A 19,303-nucleotide genomic window follows, 5' to 3' on the forward strand; every position below is an offset into this window, starting at 1 on the left:
TATAAGATCATTTATCAATTTACAGTACAGGCGGAGGTTTTGTTCAATCAGCTATCCTTTGATTTTCTTGATGATTGCAACCTTCAGGTAGTCGCCTTCAGGAAATGCTTTGATCGTTTTGAAGTCCTTCGGGAGTGAGAATTCATTCAGAAGTTTATAGGACCCGTTCATTTCTTTAAATGCTTGTACAATGAATTGCTTGAACTTTTTCATATCAAAGCCAGCATAGTTTGTTGAGGCTACAATCGTACCGTTGTCTTCGGTAATGGCGATTGCCTCTTTTAAAAGGTCCTTATAATCCTTCGCAACACTGAAGCGGTGCTTTTTCGATCGCGCAAAGCTTGGCGGATCGAGAATAACCATATCAAACTTCAAATTATTCCGTTTCACATACTTAAAATAGTTGAAAACGTCCATGACACGGATATCATGGGCTTCATAGTCGATACCATTAACACTGAACTGCTCGATGGTTTTGCTCAAGCTTCGTTTCGCAAGGTCGACACTTGTCGTTTTTGAAGACCCACCGAGAGCGGCAAACACCGAAAAGGCACCAGTATATGAGAACGTATTTAGAACCGTTTTACCGTTCGAATACTGATCACGTATCGCCTTTCTTACCTCCCGTTGATCAAGAAAAACGCCGACCATCGCCCCATCATTCAAGTAAACAGAGAAGTTTACGCCATTTTCTTTAACAATAATCGGAAACTCTCCACGTTCACCTGTTACAAAATCATCCTCATCCATATACTGGCCCTTTTGATCGAACCGCTTCTTCTGATAAATCGCCTTATACTCAACGAGCCGATCTAACGATTCCAGCACGTTCTCCTTAAACGTGTAAATACCCTCGCTGTACCAATTGATCACATAGTAACCATCGAAATAATCAATTGTGAATCCACCGATTCCATCGCCTTCCCCGTTAAATACCCGGAATGCAGTCGTATTTGGGTCATTGAAAAAGGAACTTCGAAAATCGAGAGCATCTTGGATTTTACGATCAAAAAAATCCTGGTCGATCGCTTCATGTTCCTTTTGCGTCAGAATCCAACCGTAGCCTTTATTTTGCTCGCCGTAGTACCCTTTTCCGATAAATCGTCCCTTATCATCGATGACTTTAAGAAGCGTTCCTTCCTCTTGAAGGTCCTGAAGGTTAAGTATCGCATCCTTAAAAAGCAGCGGGTAGCCGCTTGAGAATTTATTACTGAACTTTGATTTAATTGTTACTGTCGTTTCACTGATCATGCAAGACATCCTAACTATTTAAATTTCGAATCTCCCTCTATCCTATCACGTTCTACATGACTATATGAAATCCAGATGAATTGGCTGAATCCAGGAAAAATTCCCTTTTAATACTATAATTTCTAACGCGGACTTAGAATATTCTGTATAATTAAGATTAGCTAAGCTATTTAAACAGAAGCTGGGTTTCACCTTTATAGGAATTTGGAAAAGAAGTAACTAGTAGTTCTTATAAAATAAAAGAACTGCGATACGAGGAGTGATATACATGGAAAAGATAATTCAAAGAATTGGACAAGTATCAATCCCTGTCCATAACATGAAGGGTGCGATTGAGTTTTACGAAACAAAGCTCGGCCTACAACAGTTGTTCAGCACTGATAATATGGCGTTTTTTGATTGTAATGGGATTCGACTGCTGTTAAGCATTCCTGAAAAGGAAGAATTCGATCACCCGAGCTCAATAGTCTATTTTCAAGTGGAGAATATCCACCAATCCTTTGACAATCTTGTCACTGAAGATGTAACCTTTGTCGGTAAACCGCACATGGCTGCAAAAATGGGGCAAACCGAAACGTGGATGGCATTTTTTAAGGATCCTGATGGAAATACTCACGCGTTGATGAGTGAGGTTCAAATCGAAAGCTGAACCGATTAAGGCGATTTGACCGTTACCGCATGAAAAAGGGATTTCCGAGTCAAAAAATCAATTTTCGCGTGAAACGCTGTCCGTTTCGCGTGTAAAATGAAATTTTCGCGTCATAGCCCCTATGTGTTCTCGTCTAATTTTCATTTTTCTTCGCCTAAGATTCAATTCTCTCGTTTAACAAGGAGTACCACTTCCTCTCGGAAGACTTGTACCTCTTTTACATCCTTTGACGACAAAAAATCCCCAATCAGGAAGAAATGCGCTGCCTACCTGTGGGGATTTTTTCTGAATTAAACTGCGGTTTTATTAATTATTCGATTCGTTCGTATCATAGTAGAATTTGGCTGTAACTGAACCATCTTCATTTTCTACGATGTCGGTTACATGGATTCCGGAATCAGCAGGTGTATCTCCATTGCCCTTCCAGAAGTAATAGGATCCTGTATGGACATTACCAGACACTGGTGTGATTTCATCCCCTGTCTTAAAGAAGTCCCCTGAATCCCCACGGTTCACATACTTCTCAAGATCATATTCCCCATCCGCTTGAAGTACAGATAAACCGTAATGTGTGACAACTGTTCCATCACTAGCTGTTTGTGATTGGTTGTATTGAAAACGCTTGTTCATCCAGTTTTCCACATTGTTCGGGCGGAATCCGGCTGTTTGATAAAGACTGATGATATTTTCATCGACATGCCATGATACTAAGCCATGAGAGCCTTCACCTTGACGGATCAAGCCTTTGTTAAAGCCTTCTTGCTGAACATTTTCAAATAGGAAATACTCAGTGCCATTCGATCCAGGCACTTCCATTTTTACAATACCATTATCTGCATCTGCGCCACTGATTGCTGGTAGTGTAATTTCCTGGACACCATCTGCAGGTGTTACATCGATTGGGTCTACCCATCCTAAGAAAATCTTCGAGAATGGATCAAAATGTGTCGGAGAGTTTCCGGAATACGCGGGTGCATTCGGATAACGCATCCAAGAACCGCCCGCCATCATTGAATAGTTTCCGACTCCTTCAGATGTGTAAGCAGTGTCATAAAAGTCTGGTAATCCAAGCGCGTGACCAAATTCATGCGCGTAAACCCCAGTTTGTGCTGGGAATGGCCCAGATACGTGTTCTTCATCATAACCACCCGTTTCAAGGTTATAGCCTGAAACGTTTCCGCCAATCGCCGGCTGGATGTTGTAGTTGTCTACAACGACTCCATCATACGTCATATCTTCAGCGATCGTTTCGTTGATCCATTCATTCACACCAACACCTTCATATGCAGGTGTAGTTTTACCAGTTTCATAGTACTTTCCGTAGTAGAGTGCACTTAAGAGGTTCCATTTATGAGACCAGATTTGTGCAGGGTCTCTACTAAATTCTGCCCCTGTTGCTTCATGGACAACAAAAATATTTGGAACTTCCCCGTCTACTGCATATTGTGAAAAGTCAATTTGATCATCGGCTGCCTTTAGCAGGTCACGGACAAGCTCACCCATATGAGCATAGCCGTTGTCATTCCCGTATACGTAAGTACCATTTTCTGCATACTTACCAGTTTGATCCAAGTAGTAGGAAGCACCCTTTGGAAGCTCTACCCAAGCAAAATCAGTATCTTCCTTCCTAACTAAATCTACACTGCCATAGCTGGATTCTGTGTAGGCATTTTGCATTGTCCGATTGGTCGGTGCTTGCTCACCATTAAACTCTGCATACTCCTTGAATACATCTAACTCATATGGATTGTACTCGGTTCCGAAAATCAAATCCTCATAATAATGAGCAGGAATCTGTCCTTCATAATCCCCTTTAGGCTCATCACTATCCTTATATTTTGCTAGAATGACAAGAACCGGGATATCCCCTTTTGCATCTTGATAGGCAACGTGATTATCACCTGGCTGTTGAAACTTTGCTCCCTGTTTAGCTGCTAATTTCTCAGCTGGGTCTGCTTTTGAAAGATCAACACCAAGATCTTTCGCTTTTTCAGCAAGTTCTGGTGTAACACCCACATAATCAGCAAGACTCAAATTATATGTACTTGCTTCTTCTTTCTTTTGCACATCAGGTGCAGAATAACCTGAAACTACTAAACTACCTGCTAACGATAGCACAACTGCTGACTTTGATAGGACCTTCAACAATACACAACACTCCCCTGAATTGTAAATTTTTAGCTTCACTATAAATATATCAGAATTTTCACTACATTCACAAACTCACATTTTACTATTATTTTTACAATAGTTTTCAATCAAAACCAACTAAATAAGACCTTTGTACTAGTGTTAGATAAAAACTGATGTTTTCCGACTTACATCGGGAGTTTGTTTTCATTGTGTTGTGTATGAACGAGATCCGCGTAAAAACCACCCACCTTCACCAGCTCCCTGTGCATACCTTTTTCAATTATCTCTCCGTCCTTCAACACGAGAATCAGATCTGCATTTCGGATTGTATTCAGGCGGTGTGCAATCACAAAGCTCGTTCTGCCTTTCATCAACGTGGTTAATGCGTCTGAGATCTTCATTTCTGTTACCGTATCGATACTGCTCGTCGCTTCATCGAGAATCAGCAGTGCGGGATCTGCCAGCATCGCACGTGCAATTGACAGCAATTGCCTCTGGCCGTGACTAATTCCTTTTCCATCCGGGTCAAGAATCGTATCATATCCTTTCGGCAGCCTGGTAATAAACTCATGCGCATTCGCCGACCGCGCCGCCCTTTCCACCTCTCGGTCGGTCGCATCGAGCCGCCCATAACGAATGTTCTCCCGAATCGTTGTATGAAAGAGGATCGAATCCTGAAGAACGACCCCCATTTGACTTCGCAGGCTTTCTCTTGTAATCGTCTTAATGTCCGTTCCATCGATGAATATCGTTCCGCTATCGGTTTCATAAAAGCGTGACAACAAGGAAATGATTGTCGTCTTACCCGCCCCTGTTGGACCAACGAGTGCTACCGTTTGACCGGGCTTTACATGGAAATTGAGTTTCTTTAACGTAGGTTGATCCTCATCATAGGAAAAATGAATGTCTTGAAATCGAATCTCACCATGGATTCGTGCAAGGTCCCTCGCATCCGATTCGTCCTGTTTTTCTTCAGCTTCATCGATAATTTGAAACACACGCTCTGCCCCAGCTACAGCCGACAAAATCATGTTGTACTGGTTGGCAAGATCGTTTAATGGACGAGTGAACTGGCGCGAATACGTCGTAAACGTGACGATCACCCCAATGGAACCCATTCCGTTCAATGCCAACAGTCCTCCGGCGCCGACGATAATCGCGAAGCTGACATTGTTCAGCATGTTCATCAGCTTCGGAATAAATCCTGAATACGTTTGCGCCCAATAGCCTGATGTCCGTAACGCCTCATTTTTCGCCTCAAATTCATTAATGACCCGCTTTTCCTGCGAGTACATCGACACGATTTGCTGACCGGAAAACATTTCTTCCACATAACCGTTCATATCACCGAGATGTCTTTGTTGCTCTTTAAAATATTGCCCCGTTCGTTTCGTGATCCACTTCATTCCAAAGTACATTACAGGAACAATGGTCAATGTTAATAGCGTCAATATCGGACTTAACCATAGCATTACTCCGATGGTACCTGTTATCGTTAACAGGCTTGTTGTGAACTGGATCACCGCAGTGTTGAGCGTCCGACTTACATTTTCGATATCGTTCGTCAGGCGACTCATTAATTCCCCATGCTGTCGTTTTTGGAAAAATAACAACGGCAAGCGCTGCAAATGGGAGAAAAGGTGATTCCGCATCGCGTACACCGTATTCTGAGCGATCCCGATCATCCAAAAATTTTGCAGCCACGAAGTCCCGGAATAAAGTACATACACGACAACCAATAAGAGGACCATTTGTAATAGGGTCTCCGTCTCAGGGTTGGCAATAACGTCATCAACTCCGACTCCGAGCAAAAACGGGCCAAGTAGCGATAGTAATGAACTCACTACGACAATACAAATAACAATTATAAACAAACGCTTTTCCCCGCTCATATAGCTCCAAATCCGCAGCAACGTAGACTTCATATTGGTTACCTTCGGCGGCTTCGATCCAATCCCTTGATGACGTCGGTGCGGGTGCTGCGAGATACGATTTTCATTTCTAGACGACGCCATTTATATCACATCCTCTTGGATCTGAGACTGATAAACACTCTGGTAATACGTATTCGTTTGAAGCAAGGTATGATGATCCCCCCTACCTATTAACTTCCCTTGGTTCAAAAGCAAAATTTGATCTGCCGCTTGTATTGAACTGATTTTTTGAGCAACTATGAGGACTGTACATTCCATTTCTTTCAACGTTTGAAGAAGCCTTGCCTCGGTATGCGCATCGAGTGCACTCGTGCTATCATCCAACAGTAAAATTTTCGGGTCACGAACAAGAGCCCTCGCAATCGACAAACGTTGTTTTTGCCCGCCCGAAAAAGTAACACCCTTTTGCCCGATCCTTGCGTCATAACCACTTGGCAGGCTCATGATAAACTCGTGGATTTGTGCTTTCTTTGCAGCCTGGATGATGTCCTCCATGGATGCGTTATCCTTCCCCCAGCCGATGTTTTCTTTGATGCTGCCTGAAAACAAATGCGCTTCCTGAGGGACAAGGCTGATCTGTTTTCTCAAATGCTCTATATCGAGATTCTCAATGTCTAAGCCATCATCGAATAAAATCCGACCGCTCGAACTCTCAAGTAGCCTCGGAATAAGCTGCAGTAAGGATGTTTTCCCTGAACCTGTTTCACCTAAAATCCCGATCGTCTCACCGGCATTGGCCGTAAATGAAACATGATCGAGTGCGGGTTCACTTTGTGACGAATAACAATATGAAACGTTATGAAAACGAACGCCACCTTCGATTGTTGGCCGTTCCGATCCGCCGATTTCAGCCAATCCCTGCGTATCTTCCTCAAGCACATTACTAATTCGGCCAGCTGACGCATTCCCTCTCGAAAAATTCATGATTAAAAACGTGAATACTGAAAACGTAAACATCATCCGAGTCGCATAGTTAATGATTGCCACAAGCTCTCCAGCTTGGGCACTCTGCATATTCAGCTTCGTCGCCCCGACCCATAAAATCACAAGGATCACGACGTTCATTCCGAGCATGACAACCGGCATCCCAAGCTCCAAAATCCAAAGCGCTCGTTTATTCTCATTCATAAGAGGACCGTTTACACTTTCGAATCGATCCTCTTCATAGTCACCCCGGTTGAACCCTTTAATCAGACGTATCCCCGCTAAGTTTTCCCGGAGAACGGTGTTGACCCCATCCAATTTATCCTGCACGCGGCGGAACAGCTTAACTCCTTTTGTTAAAATCCAAAAAAGAAACAGCAGCAAAAATGGAACGGACATCACAAGAATTGTCGCTAAACCTGGATGAACGAAAAACGCCATTCCGAGTCCGAAAATAATGAAAAGAGGTGCTCGTAAAGCAATCCGCATCAGCATATACAAAAGGTTTTGAACCTGGATGACATCGTTCGTAATCCTCGTAATCAGGTTCGGTGTTGAAAACGATTCGAAGTTTTTGCTGGTGAACTGCTGGACCTTTTGGAAAAGATCTCGCCGTAAATCGTAGCCAACCCCCTGACTTGTCTGGGCTGCATAAAATGAGTTGATAATTCCTGCTGCGAATGCAATCAAAGAGAGGGCGATAAGAATTCCGCCCCAAATCACCACGACACTCATATCGCCTTTCATAATACCTTCATCAATGATTTTTGCCATAAACAATGGCTGTACCAGTTCAACGACTAGTTCAACCCCCATTAGAAACACTGCAATCCAAACCGCTTTTTTATATGTAGCTGTGTATGAAAAAATCTTCCGCATGATGTGTGCCCCCGTAAAATTCTGAAAGTTCTTTTAATTATACAGGATTGGAGCTAAAAGGTACAAAGGAGCAACCTAGAAGTCACTTAAATATTTCATTAATTCCTTTACTGGCTGACCCTCGCTCTTATACAGCGGAGAGTAAGGAGTTCGGTTAATGAATTGATTTATTTCTGCCGTTTCATCTGGAGAAAATTCTTTCACTGATTCAAAACCGTATTCAATCATTTTCATTTGGTCAACTATACATCCAATGACGCTACGGCTACGTGTTTTTGTGAAAACAATTTCGTCACCCATGCTTATAATCTGATTAATGTGATCCTCACTGAACCTATCAGAAATTAAGTTTTCATGTAGCTTTTGCAGAAATACCTGCTCGATATTTTTAAAGTGTTCTTTTCTTACCTTTGGAATTACCACCGTATAAAGCGATGCATCATGGATGAAAATCAAGCATTTGTACCGTCCTTTTTTAAACAAATTCACATGCCACTGATTTAACTCGTTCTCTGCATAGTCCTCATAAAGTACAATATCCCGCTTTAACTCATTCTGTACTTTTTGTGTAGCGCCAATGAGAAACATCGACTCTCTCCTTTTAGTAGTTTGTTTTCCATTCTACCTCTTTGAAACGTTTAATACGACTTTTAAACGGGAAAACCGATAACGAAACTGAAGTAAACAAACTAGACGCTAAGTTCTTAATTACTTACAATGAAGATGGATTTACATCTACAGAAGGAGTTGTTTCACATGGAACAAATCGTATTTATCGAAACAGGAGTAGGTATTGACGTACATGGTCAGAACGTGACAAAAGCTTCCGTACGTGCAGTCGAAAACGCCATTTTCAAAAATTCGATGCCAGGCATCCGAAATATCCTACCTGATCAATCGTTAGACAATATGAAGGTGAATGTAAAGCTGGCAATACCGTGCGAGAAGGAAACGCTTGATGAGGAAGAAATCAAAAGGATCATTCCTTATGGAACCGTGACCGTAGAAGTCATGGACGGCGGAATGGCGACAACAAGTGGAATCTATCTTGAAGACAAAGAGGATAAAAATGATTTGATGTATATCGTCAATGCCTCGGTTGAAGTCGGATATTAGAAAAGCATAATCGCCGTCTAGGTAGCATTGACATTGACAGGACCAAAGGGCTAGGCGCTAAAACTAGACAATACATCTTTGCGACTTAATCTAAAATGTTCTTAGCTATTAAGCGAAAAAGCAGGTTCACCGCCTGCTTTTTCAAATGATTTTCACCGAAAACAACCCTCTTTATACAAAATATGATTGTATCCCCTCTTAAAAGAAGCGAAATTGTATGGTTGAATGGCATTGAAAAACGCTTCGCTGCATCCCGGCTTCATCCGATCGTGCAGCTCGATCACGAGGATTTTAACCTTATCGAGCCACTTCTCATACCCGTGCGTAAACAATTCTTTTTCCGCACCTTCAATATTCAGCTTCAACAGATCAATTTCATCAATGCCGTAGGTTTCCATAATTGAATCAACCGTGACGGCTTTAAAAGCATCTGGGTCAGATTGTTCAGATTCCTCGACCATCATGCCCCATTCACCTAAGCCCACATCCCTCACTTTCAAAAAAGTATCCTTGTGCCATAGCCCAGATTGGAGTAACTCAACTTGAGGGTAAGGTTCCGTATTCTTCTGTAATACCGTGAAATTTTTCGGGTCTGCCTCAACAGCAATCGTTCTTGCCTCCGGATATTGATTTGCATAATAGACACTCGTATACCCAGCATAGGCACCACCATCAATAATCCACTTTGGTTTAAATGTAAGGTCTTCCAATCGATATTCCTTATTGTAAAAAACGTATCGTAACGTCTCTAAGTCAGTCGAGTCCTTCCGCAAATAGACCGGATTTGAAACACCCTTTATCCTTGTCGAAACAAGACCTTTCTTTTTCATATCAACCATCCCCCAATACCCATTGTTCTTATAACCATATGAAAAAATTGCGTATACTGTAACCGAAATGGTATTTCCTATAGCGATACTTCGATTCTTATACTACGGTTGGGAGGAATTTTATTATGAAAAGCGCAAATCCATTTGTTATCGTTGAAAATTGTAAGGAAGTAGTTGAACATTATCAGAAGATCTTTGGCGGGGACATCAAAGTTTTAAACGAGCATCCGGGCAAAGTCCTTCATGCTGAACTCCATATCGGGGACACCTTGATCCATTTCTCTGATTCATACGGACAAGAATATACGATTGGAGATAACACGAAAATCATTCTTCTATTTGAATCTGAAGAGGAAATTCGTCGTGTATATGATGTGCTCGGAGAAAACGGCAAAGTTACCGTTGAGCTTCAAGATACATTTTTCGGAGCACTCCATGGACAGGTTTTCGATAAAAACAACATCAACTGGGTCATGAATTACTTCAAAGAACAAAATTAATTATAAAAAAAGATGAAGCGAAGTCCAACTAATTTCATCTTTTTTTATGCCAAAGTGTGAGTACCGGTTCTTGGGTTTCAATCTTGGTTGTACTGTATATCGCAGTATTTAACGCCAACGGTAAAAAGATAAAATGAGGCTTCGGCGTCGTCTTCTTGCTAGGCTCTGCTTTTTTTTGCTGGAAGCCGCAAAAACACTCTGACCATCTATAAACACAATTTCTTGTGTTCACTGTCTTTACCATTCCCAGCTCTTAATAAATAAGGTCACGCCAGTAAACACCAAAATGATATATGTACAAATACGAAAAGCCTGCTGATTGATTCGCCTGAACAGTAATTGTCCGATGACCATCCCGACTAATAAGATCGGCAAAGCAAGTCCGCTTGATGTCCAAACCGTTTTAGTCGTGCCCGCAAATATTATTTGTATGAGTAGACTCACCGCATAAATCCAAAGATAAAAGGCTAAGGTCGTCGCCCGTAATGTCTCCTTTTGCGTATTTGTCCCAGAAAAATAGAGCAAAATCGGCGGTCCTGGTATTCCGATGCTTGTCGTCAACGATCCCGAAATCCCTCCAACGAAATAATCCCGTGTATTCGTTTTTTTAACGTGAAACTTCATCATCAACAAAAGTGTCAGTACTAAAATCAATAGACTGACCCCGAGTTTCAAAATCGTCATATTAAGGATGAGAAACAGGATGATCCCGACCGGCAAGCCTGCAGCACTGCCAAAAATGAACCTCTTTAAAATGTTGAAGTCGACATCCTGCCTGATTTTCGCAATCAACACACACGAAATAACAAGCGACAGGATTAAGTTGATCTGGATTGCTTCTCTCGGTTCAAAAAAGAAGAGCAGGAACGGAGTCGCTACGATGGAAAACCCGAATCCTGTGCTCGTTTGCAGAACAGCCGAAAACAGAACAAGGATTGATATTAAAATGACTTCACTCATGGGAACACCTACTAGTTTTTTTACTAGAAAAGTGTAACATAACGATTAAAATGAAACGAGTTTGCTTCGTTTCTTCGATATTTGATCCGGAAGTCTTGCAGATTGTTGCTCCTCGACGATCTTGGCTTTTAGGCCCCCTAAATCATTTAGACACCAAAATCATTCTCCCTTATATTAAAAATAAGCTATTTTAGCTACTTGGGGGAGGTGATTGGTTATGCCGAAGAAAAAAATTGAGGTATTAGAGGAAGTAAAAAAACAATATGTCCGGATGGCCCTCGAGACCAATAAGATGAGTTCCACGGCAAAGGGTGCGGGGATTTCCACAGAGACCCTCCGAAAGTGGATGAGGACCTATGAAGATGAGGTTCGAGATGAAATGGAAGTTGAAGGAACAGAGGCCTTAACCCCACAAACATCCAGAAAAGAATTAGAAAAGAAATATGATCATGCCATGAAGCTACTAGGCGAAAAAGAATTAGAAGTAGCGATGTTGAGGGAACTTCTTAAAAAAAACAAATCCCCATACTAGTGCAGCTTGAAGAAATCAAAATGTGGGTGCAAGAAGGGTTTTCTCTGATCAAAGCGACAGAGGCTTTCAACTTCACCAGGTCACTCTATTATTATTACGAGGCCAAGGGGGCAAAGAGGACGTGAAAAAAGAGGGCGGCCGATTCCGGGCTACTCGGTATCCAATCAAGGGGAAAAGATTCCGGATGCGCAAATCGCAGAATATCTGATGGAACTTTATTGGGACGAGTGGTTGGGAGCTATGGGCTACAAAAAATGGACCCTATATCTAAAAGACCACCACTCCCTGATCATTAGTAAGCATAAAGTGTACCGGATGTGTAAAGGGCTAGGAATTCTAAAAAAACCGAACACAAAAAAAGCAAAACACCCAAGAAAACTTGCGAGAAATCGTACGATTATAGGCTCGAATCAACTCTGGCAAGTCGACATCAAATATGGAAACATAACGGATTCCAACGCCTTCTTTTACGTGTGTAGTGCGATTGACGTTTATGATCGAACCATTGTTGGTTATTATTGTGGATCGGTTTGTAAGGCGAAACATATTACAACGATGTTGACAAAAGCACTTATACGTCGGAAAATGCACTTTAAATCTGGGGAATTTGAGAAGAAGCTGATTCTTCGAACCGATAACGGACCCCAGTTTGTGAGCGAAGACTTTGGCAACTTTTGTGACCATCACAAGGTCTATCATGAGCGAATTCCAAAGAAGACACCAGACATGAATGCTTATATTGAGTCCTTTCACAGTGTGTTACAGAGAGAGTGTTTTGACCGATATGCATTTGGATTTTACGAAGAAGCCTTTTATTATGTGGATCAATATATCGCTTTCTATAACCATTCTCGTTATCACGGAAGCTTGAAGCCACACACGCCTCAGAAGTATTATGACTTATCTCGAAGAGGGCAGATCCCGAGCACAAAAGTGAAATTATAGAAATTCTACGATAGAAGGAGAATGGCTGGGCATGTGTCCAAAATAAGGGGGCCCAGCCGTTGGGGCCAAGGTTCTTGCGAAAATCAGAAATTAACTGCGAAATCCGAGAAAAATCTGCGAAACTGAAAAATTAACTGCGAAATCGCCGAATTGACTGCGAAACCGTCGAACGAAATTCCAACAAACAAAATGACGGGATTTCAACTCCCGGTCTCATTTAGACTTGAAACACCTCATGAACCATAACGGGCATTACCTTTCCAAGAATTTCACATATTATTGTTTTCAAATTGGCTTTTGTAATAAAAGAATCCGACCATGACACTAAATTCGTAATTTTGAACCTAGTAATACAACAAAGGTAACAAGTAGATTACATTTGTCTGAAACGTCTTTTCAACAAAAAAAGATGCTGACCCTAATGTTGGGTCGAGCATCTTTTCGTAATCCTTTATCCGTTTTTTATCGAAATTCTACCAATCTTCCTTCCGAATCCGTGTATCCATCAGGACCCCATATAAGTAGGTCGGGACCCCAAAGGATGGCATAGTTACTATTTATGAATGTGATTGTCATTTATTCATACTAGAAAGAAAGTCACCTAACGGATCATCGTCTTCATCGAGGTTTTCCTCTTGATCCATTTGTGAATGGAGCTCATCTTGGAGATTATCTAAGCTTAAGTCATCAAGCTCACTCTCGATTTCATTCCATTTCCTTTCTTCATTCGGTTGAACTTCCTTCGATTTCTCAGAAGGCAGCGTTGTTGCGGCTTCCTCCTGAAGATACAGCGCCTCTTCAATATTGACCGATTTACTATTTAGTGAAGCGAGTAGAGTCGTAGCACGCATCGGATCCATAAGAAGTTGATAGAGTATACTTCCGATCAAAGCCTCAGAGTGCTCGTGCTTGATCCAATTCCGCTGCTCCTTCGTCAACTGCTTCGGTAAAGGTATCGTAACCGTTTCCCTCTCTTTAGCCAGACTTTCACTGACCCCCCGCAAAACATATTGAGCAATTTTACTAGAAAAATTTCTTCGCTCTGTTTCCTTTAGGTTTTGCAGTTGTTTTAAAAGATGATCCGGTGTATCAGAAGGAACCCGGAATGTAATCGACTGCCCTCGTTCTACACCTTTCTTAGAGTCTCTCATTTAACCACCCTACTTAGCTGCAGCAGTCTCTTTCTTCATTTCTCTCGTTTCTTTCGTAGTTTTGCGAAGATAATCAGAGATCAGCTTATAATAAGCATTCGCCATCATCCAAATGCTTTCATTTTCATCCTCAAAAAATTCGATGTTGAAGCCATCCAGCTTGTTATTCAACGTTTTCAAGTAATCCTTCAAAACTGCAGAGCCCCCGCCAACGAAATAACAAATTTCAGATTGAGAGTTTTTCTGCCATACATTTCTGAGGTAGCGATATTCCTTTTTCGCTAGCTCCAAAAGGATACGGTCGGTTATGTCATGAACATTCGTCCGACTACCTTTTACCATGATATGATGGCGATCATTTTTACGAGTGATAATATCGACTACATCACGGCGGCTATCCAGCTGGACACCATGCTTCGTTAGAATTTCATCACGGATCATTTCAAGCGACTCAGCAACACCAAGGTTGAAACCTTGAGCCTTGTCATCATCGACATTCCGATTCCTAATAACCGCAATATCCGTCGAAAGACCTCCGATATCCTGAATGAGGATTTGCTTGTCGATCAATTCTTTGTTAATGATATTCAAGTCATTATCCATTACAAGATTAACAAAAGCTGCAAATCCCTCAGGATACACCTTCACCTCATCAAATTTAAGATTCACCTTCATGCCTTGATAACGTGGCGTTACTAAAAACTCAATCTGGTGAACCGACCCTAGTAATTGAGAACGATAGCCTACGTCCTTGCCTTCCTTAACCTCTCGCAGTGGCAGGCCTGTCCCAAGCGTATAGTTAGCTTCAATAACATTTTGAGAGTTCTTTGAATTTTTAAAACCATCATGACCTACTGCATCCAATGCTAATGAAGCAAATAGCATGACGAGCGTCTGATCTTCCTCTGATTTACTGCTTCCAGGATCCAATTCGGTTGAATTATTCGTTTTCGTTGCTAGATTCCCGACACGGTAAACAGCATTATTTTCTTTTAGGGCAGGGGAGTGGACACGAATATGTAAGTTATCAAGTGGGTTTTTCTCGTCCAACTCTTCGATTCCAATGACAGGACGGTCCTCCATGTCTCTTGCAATTACATTCGGTATATACAATTCGTTTTCAAGCTTCCCAAAGTTTGCTTTAACGGCATCATTACCAACATCAACAGCGGCAATTCTAGATTTTGTCATATAAATAATACCCCTCTCAGAGAAAGTAAGTTACCATTCCAACATATTAAAAACAGGACAGGGCGTCAATCCGTCTTTGGAAGTGTTCTTTTTGTATACACGTGTGCAACTTCCGTATACATGCGTACAAATTCGTTTACGTGTTTACAATCTTGCAAACTACTGACACATCAACATGTACGCGTATTTGTTTACATGTACACATCTTTGTACACGTTATGTATGCGGTTTTGTGCACATGTGTACATTTTTGCAAACATTCATTTTAATAGTAAAAAACTCTCCCGTGTTCGGCTTATCGCCCGAAAAAAACACTACTATAATCTGAGGATCGATTAGAGGTTTATAAGAAAATCTGTAGTCTAAGAAAACAACGGCCAGGGCATTGAGGGGTCGCCTACATGCTTGCGAAGATAAAGACAGCTGATGTTAGGAGTTATTCTTGTCGTTAATTAGCATTATATGTTGATTAAAGGAACAAATAAGCTCGAAACCTGGTATAGTCCGATGATTCTTTGGAGATAGCGTCATATATGGAAGTTTTCGGTAAAAATCCTCATTAAAAAAATCCCTTAAAGTATGTATGGTAGGATCGTAATATAGTTGGTGTCGAAAAAGCACTCTTATAGGTAATGTATCATGTAAAAGAGGAAGCAGATTGTTGGATTTTCCCGTATGAGCTCTTTCATAGCGTGCGCTTTACACATCTTATACTATCAAATGTGTTCATGAACCTTTCATAGTGAGGGTTTCGTACTTTTTCCGCATCAAATCATCGTTATGAACCCTTCATAGCGACGGTTTAGCACTTTTCCTGCTCTAAACTGTCCGCATAAACCTCTTATGGTGACAGTTTCACACCAAAAAAAACAACACATCTACGTCTGCAGATGCGTTGTTCAAACGAGCAGTCAGTTCCCCACATGATAACTTGTATGCTCTTCAAAATAGCTTACGACCTTTTTACCGATTTCTATCGATGCAGTCGCTGCAGGCGAAGGTGCATTGCATACATGGATACTTCGATCATGTTGAATGATCACGAAGTCATCCAGTAGATTTCCCTTTGGTCCCAACGCCTGAGCCCTGACACCCGCCTTAGATGGCTGAATATCTTCCTCCGTAATGTCCGGGATAAACCGTTGTACGTCCTTAATAAACGCCTTCTTACAGTAAGAACGGACCATTTCCTTAAGCCCTTCAGACAGATTTTGGCTCACTAACTTTAAAAACCCTGGATAAGTCAGTGTTTCAAAAAGATCTTTCAAATTGATGTCTGACTTTTTGTACCCTTCTCGCTTGAAGCTGAGCACCGCATTCGGTCCGATCATAATTCTACCATCCATCATCCTTGTAAAATGAACACCCAAAAACGGAAAGTCGGGGTTTGGAACAGGATAAATGAGATTATTGACGAGATGGCGTTTCTCGGGCTTTAACTCATAGTACTCTCCCCGGAACGGAACAATCTTCATATCGGTTTTAATATTCGCCATTTTTGCAACGCGATCACTCAATAGACCTGAACAATTAATGAGGAATCGGCTTTGATAATCACCATGATTCGTGCTGACCTTTACACCATCGTCCTTAGCCACAATGTCTTTAACCTCTGTATTCAAGGCGATTTCGCCACAGTTCTTCTTAATCAAATCGGCAAATACTTCTGCTACCTGCTCATAATTCACAATCCCTGTACTCGGAACGCGGATTGCACGGATACCGTCTACATGAGGCTCAATCGCCTTCAATTCGTCAACAGAAATCCTTTCGACTTCAAGCTGATTTTCCAAACCTCTATTATAAAGGTTATCGAGAAGCGGCAGCTCTGATTCGTTCGTTGCAACGATGACCTTTCCACAAATATCATGCTCGATCCCGTGTTGCTTACAAAACAGCGTCATTTCCTCGTTTCCTTTGCGGGCCAATTCCGCTTTCAGACTACCCGGTTTATAGTAAATGCCTGAATGGATAACACCGCTATTTCTTCCTGTTTGATGTGCCGAAAGCGTTGATTCTTTTTCCACCAGTACAATAGATGCTTTTGGGTAGCGGCGGCTCAGTTCCATACCGACGGAAAGGCCAACTATGCCGCCACCGATTATTGTAAAATCATACACCATCCTGGTTTTCTCTCCTTTTTATGATGCTAAGGTCGAAAGCCGTGCAATTGCACGGCTTTCAGCTTTTCTATTTTTAAAACATATCAATGAGCTTCATGACTCCTAGATAAGCAAACAGGAGAACGCACCCTGTCAATACGGAATTTGTAACCCATCCGTTCTGGTAATCCTTATCAATTCGGTTTGAGTTGAGGAGCCACAATAACGAGATCGCCAAGAATGGCATGAACAGTGCCCCCAACGCTCCATAAATGATGACGATTGCTACTGGTTTTCCGAAGAAAAGAAGCAGCATCGGCGGGAAGGTCAACCAACAAAGGTAAAATCGATATGCTAGATCCTTTTGGGAGACAGGCTTTTCCGCTCTCTCGTCCGCGTCGTTTTTCTTTTTACGTACAATTCGTACAAAGTCAGCAAACAGGTAAGGAACCCCATTCCAAACTCCTAGTAGGGATGAAAATGCTGCAGACCATGCCCCGATCAGGAACATCCATTTCGCAAAGCTTCCGAAGTCTGCGGCAAACAGTGTTGCAAGTGTTACTAATCCTTCTTCTCCTTTAATTTCAACACCGGAACCAAACAGGAATTCTGCACCTACGATTAATAGAGATAATGTGAAAAGTGCTGTAATTCCATACCCGACAGCGGAATCGACACGCATCATCGGTACCCAGCCTTTACCACGCCAGTTCTTTTGCTGGAGCCAGTAGCCGTAGGATGCCATTGTGATCGTTCCACCCACACCGCCAAGTAATCCTAACACGAGCAATAATGATCCACTTTCAATTCTTGGAATCAAAAGACCTGAGAATAGGTTGCCGACATCAGGTGCAACAAGAATTGCCGAACCAACTACGGTGATGAACATGACACCAATCAAGAAAATCATGATTTTCTCGAAGAATCCATAACGTCCTGTCCATACGAGTATAAACCCAGCTAGTCCATGGATGATTGCCCAAGCCCACAGGGGCATGACTGGAAACATCGTATACATCATCAGCGCACTTGTAGACATGGCCGCAGCACCATAACTGAAGCCCCATAAAATCGAGTAAACTCCAAAGTAACCTGTTGCCCATTTTCCGAGTGAGCGCCAGCCTTCCAGCATCGTTGAGCCAGTAGCAAGGTGCCAGCGTCCCATCCCTTCAGTCAGATAAAATTTTAATATGGAACCTAAAAGTATTGCCCAACCGTACGTCATACCGAACGCTGCACCTGCTACAAGCGCCGCAATCAAATCACCCGTACCTACACCAGTAGCAGCGGTAACAAAACCAGGTCCAACCGTTTTTAATTTCCCTCCGAACGTCGTCGGCGGTACTGGTTGACTTTTCGTATTTCCTTGCGCATTCTGAACTGTTTCTGTGTTCACCTTGATCCCTCCCAAAATTAATTTTAATTCCAAATAAAATACATTATAAATACCTTTGCTTTACTTTTTGGAGGTGATCACGCATAGCATCCCTTGCCGCTTGGGGATCACCTTCCTTGATCGCTTCATAAATTTGTAAATGTTCATGGAGGATTTCCTTGCTCTTTCCTGGGACTTCCAATGTTTTCGTCCGGCTCTCTTCCAACCCTGCAAAAAGCTCGCCTGAAACCATATCCATAACTCTGAAAATCAAGGAGTTTCGTGCTGCCTTCGCAATGCAAATGTGGAACTGATAATCCTCATCTGCAGCCAACGTTTTGTTTCGAACTGCCTGTTCCAACCGCTCGTACGCTTTCCCAAGCAATTCAATGGTTTTCTTATCGCTTCGCACCGCGGCATAATACGCTGCATCCCCTTCAATCGACTGTCTTAATTCCATGAGCTCGACCATATTGACCGATCGTCCTTGTAAAATTGTATTGATTTTTTCAAGAATGTCTTCTTTACTGTTCTTTAATAAATAAACGCCGCTGCCTTGTTTAATTTGTACAACCCCGGCGGCTTCCAATACGCTGAATGCCTCCTTCACGGAGGTTCTTGACACACTTAACGTACTTGCCAACACTCGTTCAGACGGCAACTTTTCTCCTGGGAGAATACCTCCTCCTTTAATCGCCATTTGGATCTGTTTAACAATGTGCTGATAAAGCCGTTTCTTTTTGATAGGCGATAGATTCATAACTTACAAACACCCTCTCAAAAACTTAACTGGGCAAGTGGATGGTCCAGTTGTATACACTCTAGTATAAA

Annotated in this window: 17 protein-coding genes; 5 read left to right on the top strand and 12 right to left on the bottom strand. The window is 42.0% G+C overall.

The window, feature by feature from the left end:
• Positions 1–51 precede the first annotated feature (51 nt).
• Positions 52–1,251, bottom strand: a complete 1,200-nt coding sequence (locus tag MOJ78_RS20370; RefSeq protein WP_304979150.1) for a class I SAM-dependent rRNA methyltransferase — start codon at positions 1,249–1,251, stop codon at positions 52–54.
• A gap of 268 nt (positions 1,252–1,519) precedes the next feature.
• Here MOJ78_RS20370 and MOJ78_RS20375 point away from each other — a divergent pair, with 268 nt between their 5' ends.
• Positions 1,520–1,900 carry a VOC family protein gene (locus tag MOJ78_RS20375; RefSeq protein ID WP_304979151.1) on the top strand — a complete coding sequence of 127 codons (381 nt, stop codon included), beginning with the start codon at positions 1,520–1,522 and terminating at the stop codon, positions 1,898–1,900.
• A 306-nt stretch (positions 1,901–2,206) separates the two neighbouring features.
• Here MOJ78_RS20375 and MOJ78_RS20380 read toward each other — a convergent pair whose 3' ends face one another.
• From MOJ78_RS20380 to MOJ78_RS20395, 4 genes are all read right to left on the bottom strand, one after another.
• A complete protein-coding gene (locus MOJ78_RS20380; protein WP_304979152.1) occupies positions 2,207–4,048 on the bottom strand; it encodes a M6 family metalloprotease domain-containing protein in 1,842 nt (613 codons plus the stop codon).
• 170 nt (positions 4,049–4,218) lie between these two features.
• Positions 4,219–6,048 (bottom strand): ABC transporter ATP-binding protein, encoded by a 1,830-nt coding sequence (locus MOJ78_RS20385; protein WP_304979153.1) that lies wholly within the window; start codon positions 6,046–6,048, stop codon positions 4,219–4,221.
• Positions 6,049–7,770 (bottom strand): ABC transporter ATP-binding protein, encoded by a 1,722-nt coding sequence (locus MOJ78_RS20390; protein ID WP_304979154.1) that lies wholly within the window; start codon positions 7,768–7,770, stop codon positions 6,049–6,051.
• 75 nt (positions 7,771–7,845) lie between these two features.
• Entirely contained in the window at positions 7,846–8,358 is a 513-nt protein-coding gene (locus MOJ78_RS20395) for a DUF6933 domain-containing protein (RefSeq protein WP_304979155.1), read from the bottom strand.
• A 168-nt stretch (positions 8,359–8,526) separates the two neighbouring features.
• On the opposite strand from MOJ78_RS20395, the gene MOJ78_RS20400 reads away from it, so the two are divergent.
• Entirely contained in the window at positions 8,527–8,886 is a 360-nt protein-coding gene (locus MOJ78_RS20400) for a Lin0512 family protein (protein WP_304979156.1), read from the top strand.
• Positions 8,887–9,038: 152 nt separating this feature from the next.
• Here MOJ78_RS20400 and MOJ78_RS20405 read toward each other — a convergent pair whose 3' ends face one another.
• A complete protein-coding gene (locus tag MOJ78_RS20405) occupies positions 9,039–9,716 on the bottom strand; it encodes an FkbM family methyltransferase (protein ID WP_304979157.1) in 678 nt (225 codons plus the stop codon).
• Between the two features lie 125 nt (positions 9,717–9,841).
• On the opposite strand from MOJ78_RS20405, the gene MOJ78_RS20410 reads away from it, so the two are divergent.
• The gene (locus tag MOJ78_RS20410) at positions 9,842–10,216 is read left to right on the top strand and encodes a VOC family protein (RefSeq protein ID WP_304979158.1); all 375 of its coding nucleotides are present in this window, start codon (positions 9,842–9,844) and stop codon (positions 10,214–10,216) included.
• 237 nt (positions 10,217–10,453) lie between these two features.
• Here the strand turns inward: MOJ78_RS20410 and MOJ78_RS20415 are convergent, their stop codons facing one another.
• On the bottom strand, positions 10,454–11,176 hold the full coding sequence (locus MOJ78_RS20415) for a sulfite exporter TauE/SafE family protein (protein WP_304979159.1): 723 nt from the start codon (positions 11,174–11,176) through the stop codon (positions 10,454–10,456).
• 217 nt (positions 11,177–11,393) lie between these two features.
• Here MOJ78_RS20415 and MOJ78_RS20420 point away from each other — a divergent pair, with 217 nt between their 5' ends.
• Positions 11,394–11,708: a hypothetical protein gene (locus MOJ78_RS20420; protein WP_304979160.1), complete on the top strand. Its 315-nt coding sequence runs from the start codon at positions 11,394–11,396 to the stop codon at positions 11,706–11,708.
• 192 nt (positions 11,709–11,900) lie between these two features.
• A complete protein-coding gene (locus MOJ78_RS20425; RefSeq protein WP_304981320.1) occupies positions 11,901–12,653 on the top strand; it encodes an IS3 family transposase in 753 nt (250 codons plus the stop codon).
• 572 nt (positions 12,654–13,225) lie between these two features.
• Here the strand turns inward: MOJ78_RS20425 and MOJ78_RS20430 are convergent.
• From MOJ78_RS20430 to MOJ78_RS20450, 5 genes are all read right to left on the bottom strand, one after another.
• Positions 13,226–13,804, bottom strand: a complete 579-nt coding sequence (locus MOJ78_RS20430) for a hypothetical protein (protein ID WP_304979161.1) — start codon at positions 13,802–13,804, stop codon at positions 13,226–13,228.
• A 9-nt stretch (positions 13,805–13,813) separates the two neighbouring features.
• Positions 13,814–14,995, bottom strand: coding sequence for a ParM/StbA family protein (locus MOJ78_RS20435; RefSeq protein ID WP_304979162.1), 1,182 nt, complete (start codon positions 14,993–14,995; stop codon positions 13,814–13,816).
• 911 nt (positions 14,996–15,906) lie between these two features.
• Positions 15,907–17,115 (bottom strand): L-2-hydroxyglutarate oxidase, encoded by a 1,209-nt coding sequence (gene lhgO, locus MOJ78_RS20440; RefSeq protein ID WP_304981321.1) that lies wholly within the window; start codon positions 17,113–17,115, stop codon positions 15,907–15,909.
• 76 nt (positions 17,116–17,191) lie between these two features.
• The gene (locus tag MOJ78_RS20445) at positions 17,192–18,493 is read right to left on the bottom strand and encodes an Nramp family divalent metal transporter (RefSeq protein ID WP_304979163.1); all 1,302 of its coding nucleotides are present in this window, start codon (positions 18,491–18,493) and stop codon (positions 17,192–17,194) included.
• Between the two features lie 43 nt (positions 18,494–18,536).
• A complete protein-coding gene (locus MOJ78_RS20450; RefSeq protein WP_304979164.1) occupies positions 18,537–19,232 on the bottom strand; it encodes a FadR/GntR family transcriptional regulator in 696 nt (231 codons plus the stop codon).
• Positions 19,233–19,303: the final 71 nt, after the last annotated feature.

The sequence above is a fragment of the Alkalihalobacillus sp. AL-G genome (assembly GCF_030643805.1).
Lineage (GTDB): Bacteria > Bacillota > Bacilli > Bacillales > Fictibacillaceae > Pseudalkalibacillus.

Excerpts from the sequence above, each read along its gene's own strand:
- MOJ78_RS20415 (WP_304979159.1), bottom strand. The coding sequence starts at position 11,176 with ATGAGTGAAGTCATTTTAATATCAATCCTTGTTCTGTTTTCGGCTGTT.
- MOJ78_RS20450 (WP_304979164.1), bottom strand. The coding sequence starts at position 19,232 with ATGAATCTATCGCCTATCAAAAAGAAACGGCTTTATCAGCACATTGTT.
- MOJ78_RS20375 (WP_304979151.1), top strand. The coding sequence starts at position 1,520 with ATGGAAAAGATAATTCAAAGAATTGGACAAGTATCAATCCCTGTCCAT.
- MOJ78_RS20430 (WP_304979161.1), bottom strand. The coding sequence starts at position 13,804 with ATGAGAGACTCTAAGAAAGGTGTAGAACGAGGGCAGTCGATTACATTC.
- MOJ78_RS20405 (WP_304979157.1), bottom strand. The coding sequence starts at position 9,716 with ATGAAAAAGAAAGGTCTTGTTTCGACAAGGATAAAGGGTGTTTCAAAT.
- MOJ78_RS20435 (WP_304979162.1), bottom strand. The coding sequence starts at position 14,995 with ATGACAAAATCTAGAATTGCCGCTGTTGATGTTGGTAATGATGCCGTT.
- MOJ78_RS20400 (WP_304979156.1), top strand. The coding sequence starts at position 8,527 with ATGGAACAAATCGTATTTATCGAAACAGGAGTAGGTATTGACGTACAT.
- MOJ78_RS20410 (WP_304979158.1), top strand. The coding sequence starts at position 9,842 with ATGAAAAGCGCAAATCCATTTGTTATCGTTGAAAATTGTAAGGAAGTA.
- MOJ78_RS20395 (WP_304979155.1), bottom strand. The coding sequence starts at position 8,358 with ATGTTTCTCATTGGCGCTACACAAAAAGTACAGAATGAGTTAAAGCGG.
- MOJ78_RS20370 (WP_304979150.1), bottom strand. The coding sequence starts at position 1,251 with ATGATCAGTGAAACGACAGTAACAATTAAATCAAAGTTCAGTAATAAA.
- MOJ78_RS20385 (WP_304979153.1), bottom strand. The coding sequence starts at position 6,048 with ATGGCGTCGTCTAGAAATGAAAATCGTATCTCGCAGCACCCGCACCGA.
- MOJ78_RS20420 (WP_304979160.1), top strand. The coding sequence starts at position 11,394 with ATGCCGAAGAAAAAAATTGAGGTATTAGAGGAAGTAAAAAAACAATAT.
- MOJ78_RS20390 (WP_304979154.1), bottom strand. The coding sequence starts at position 7,770 with ATGCGGAAGATTTTTTCATACACAGCTACATATAAAAAAGCGGTTTGG.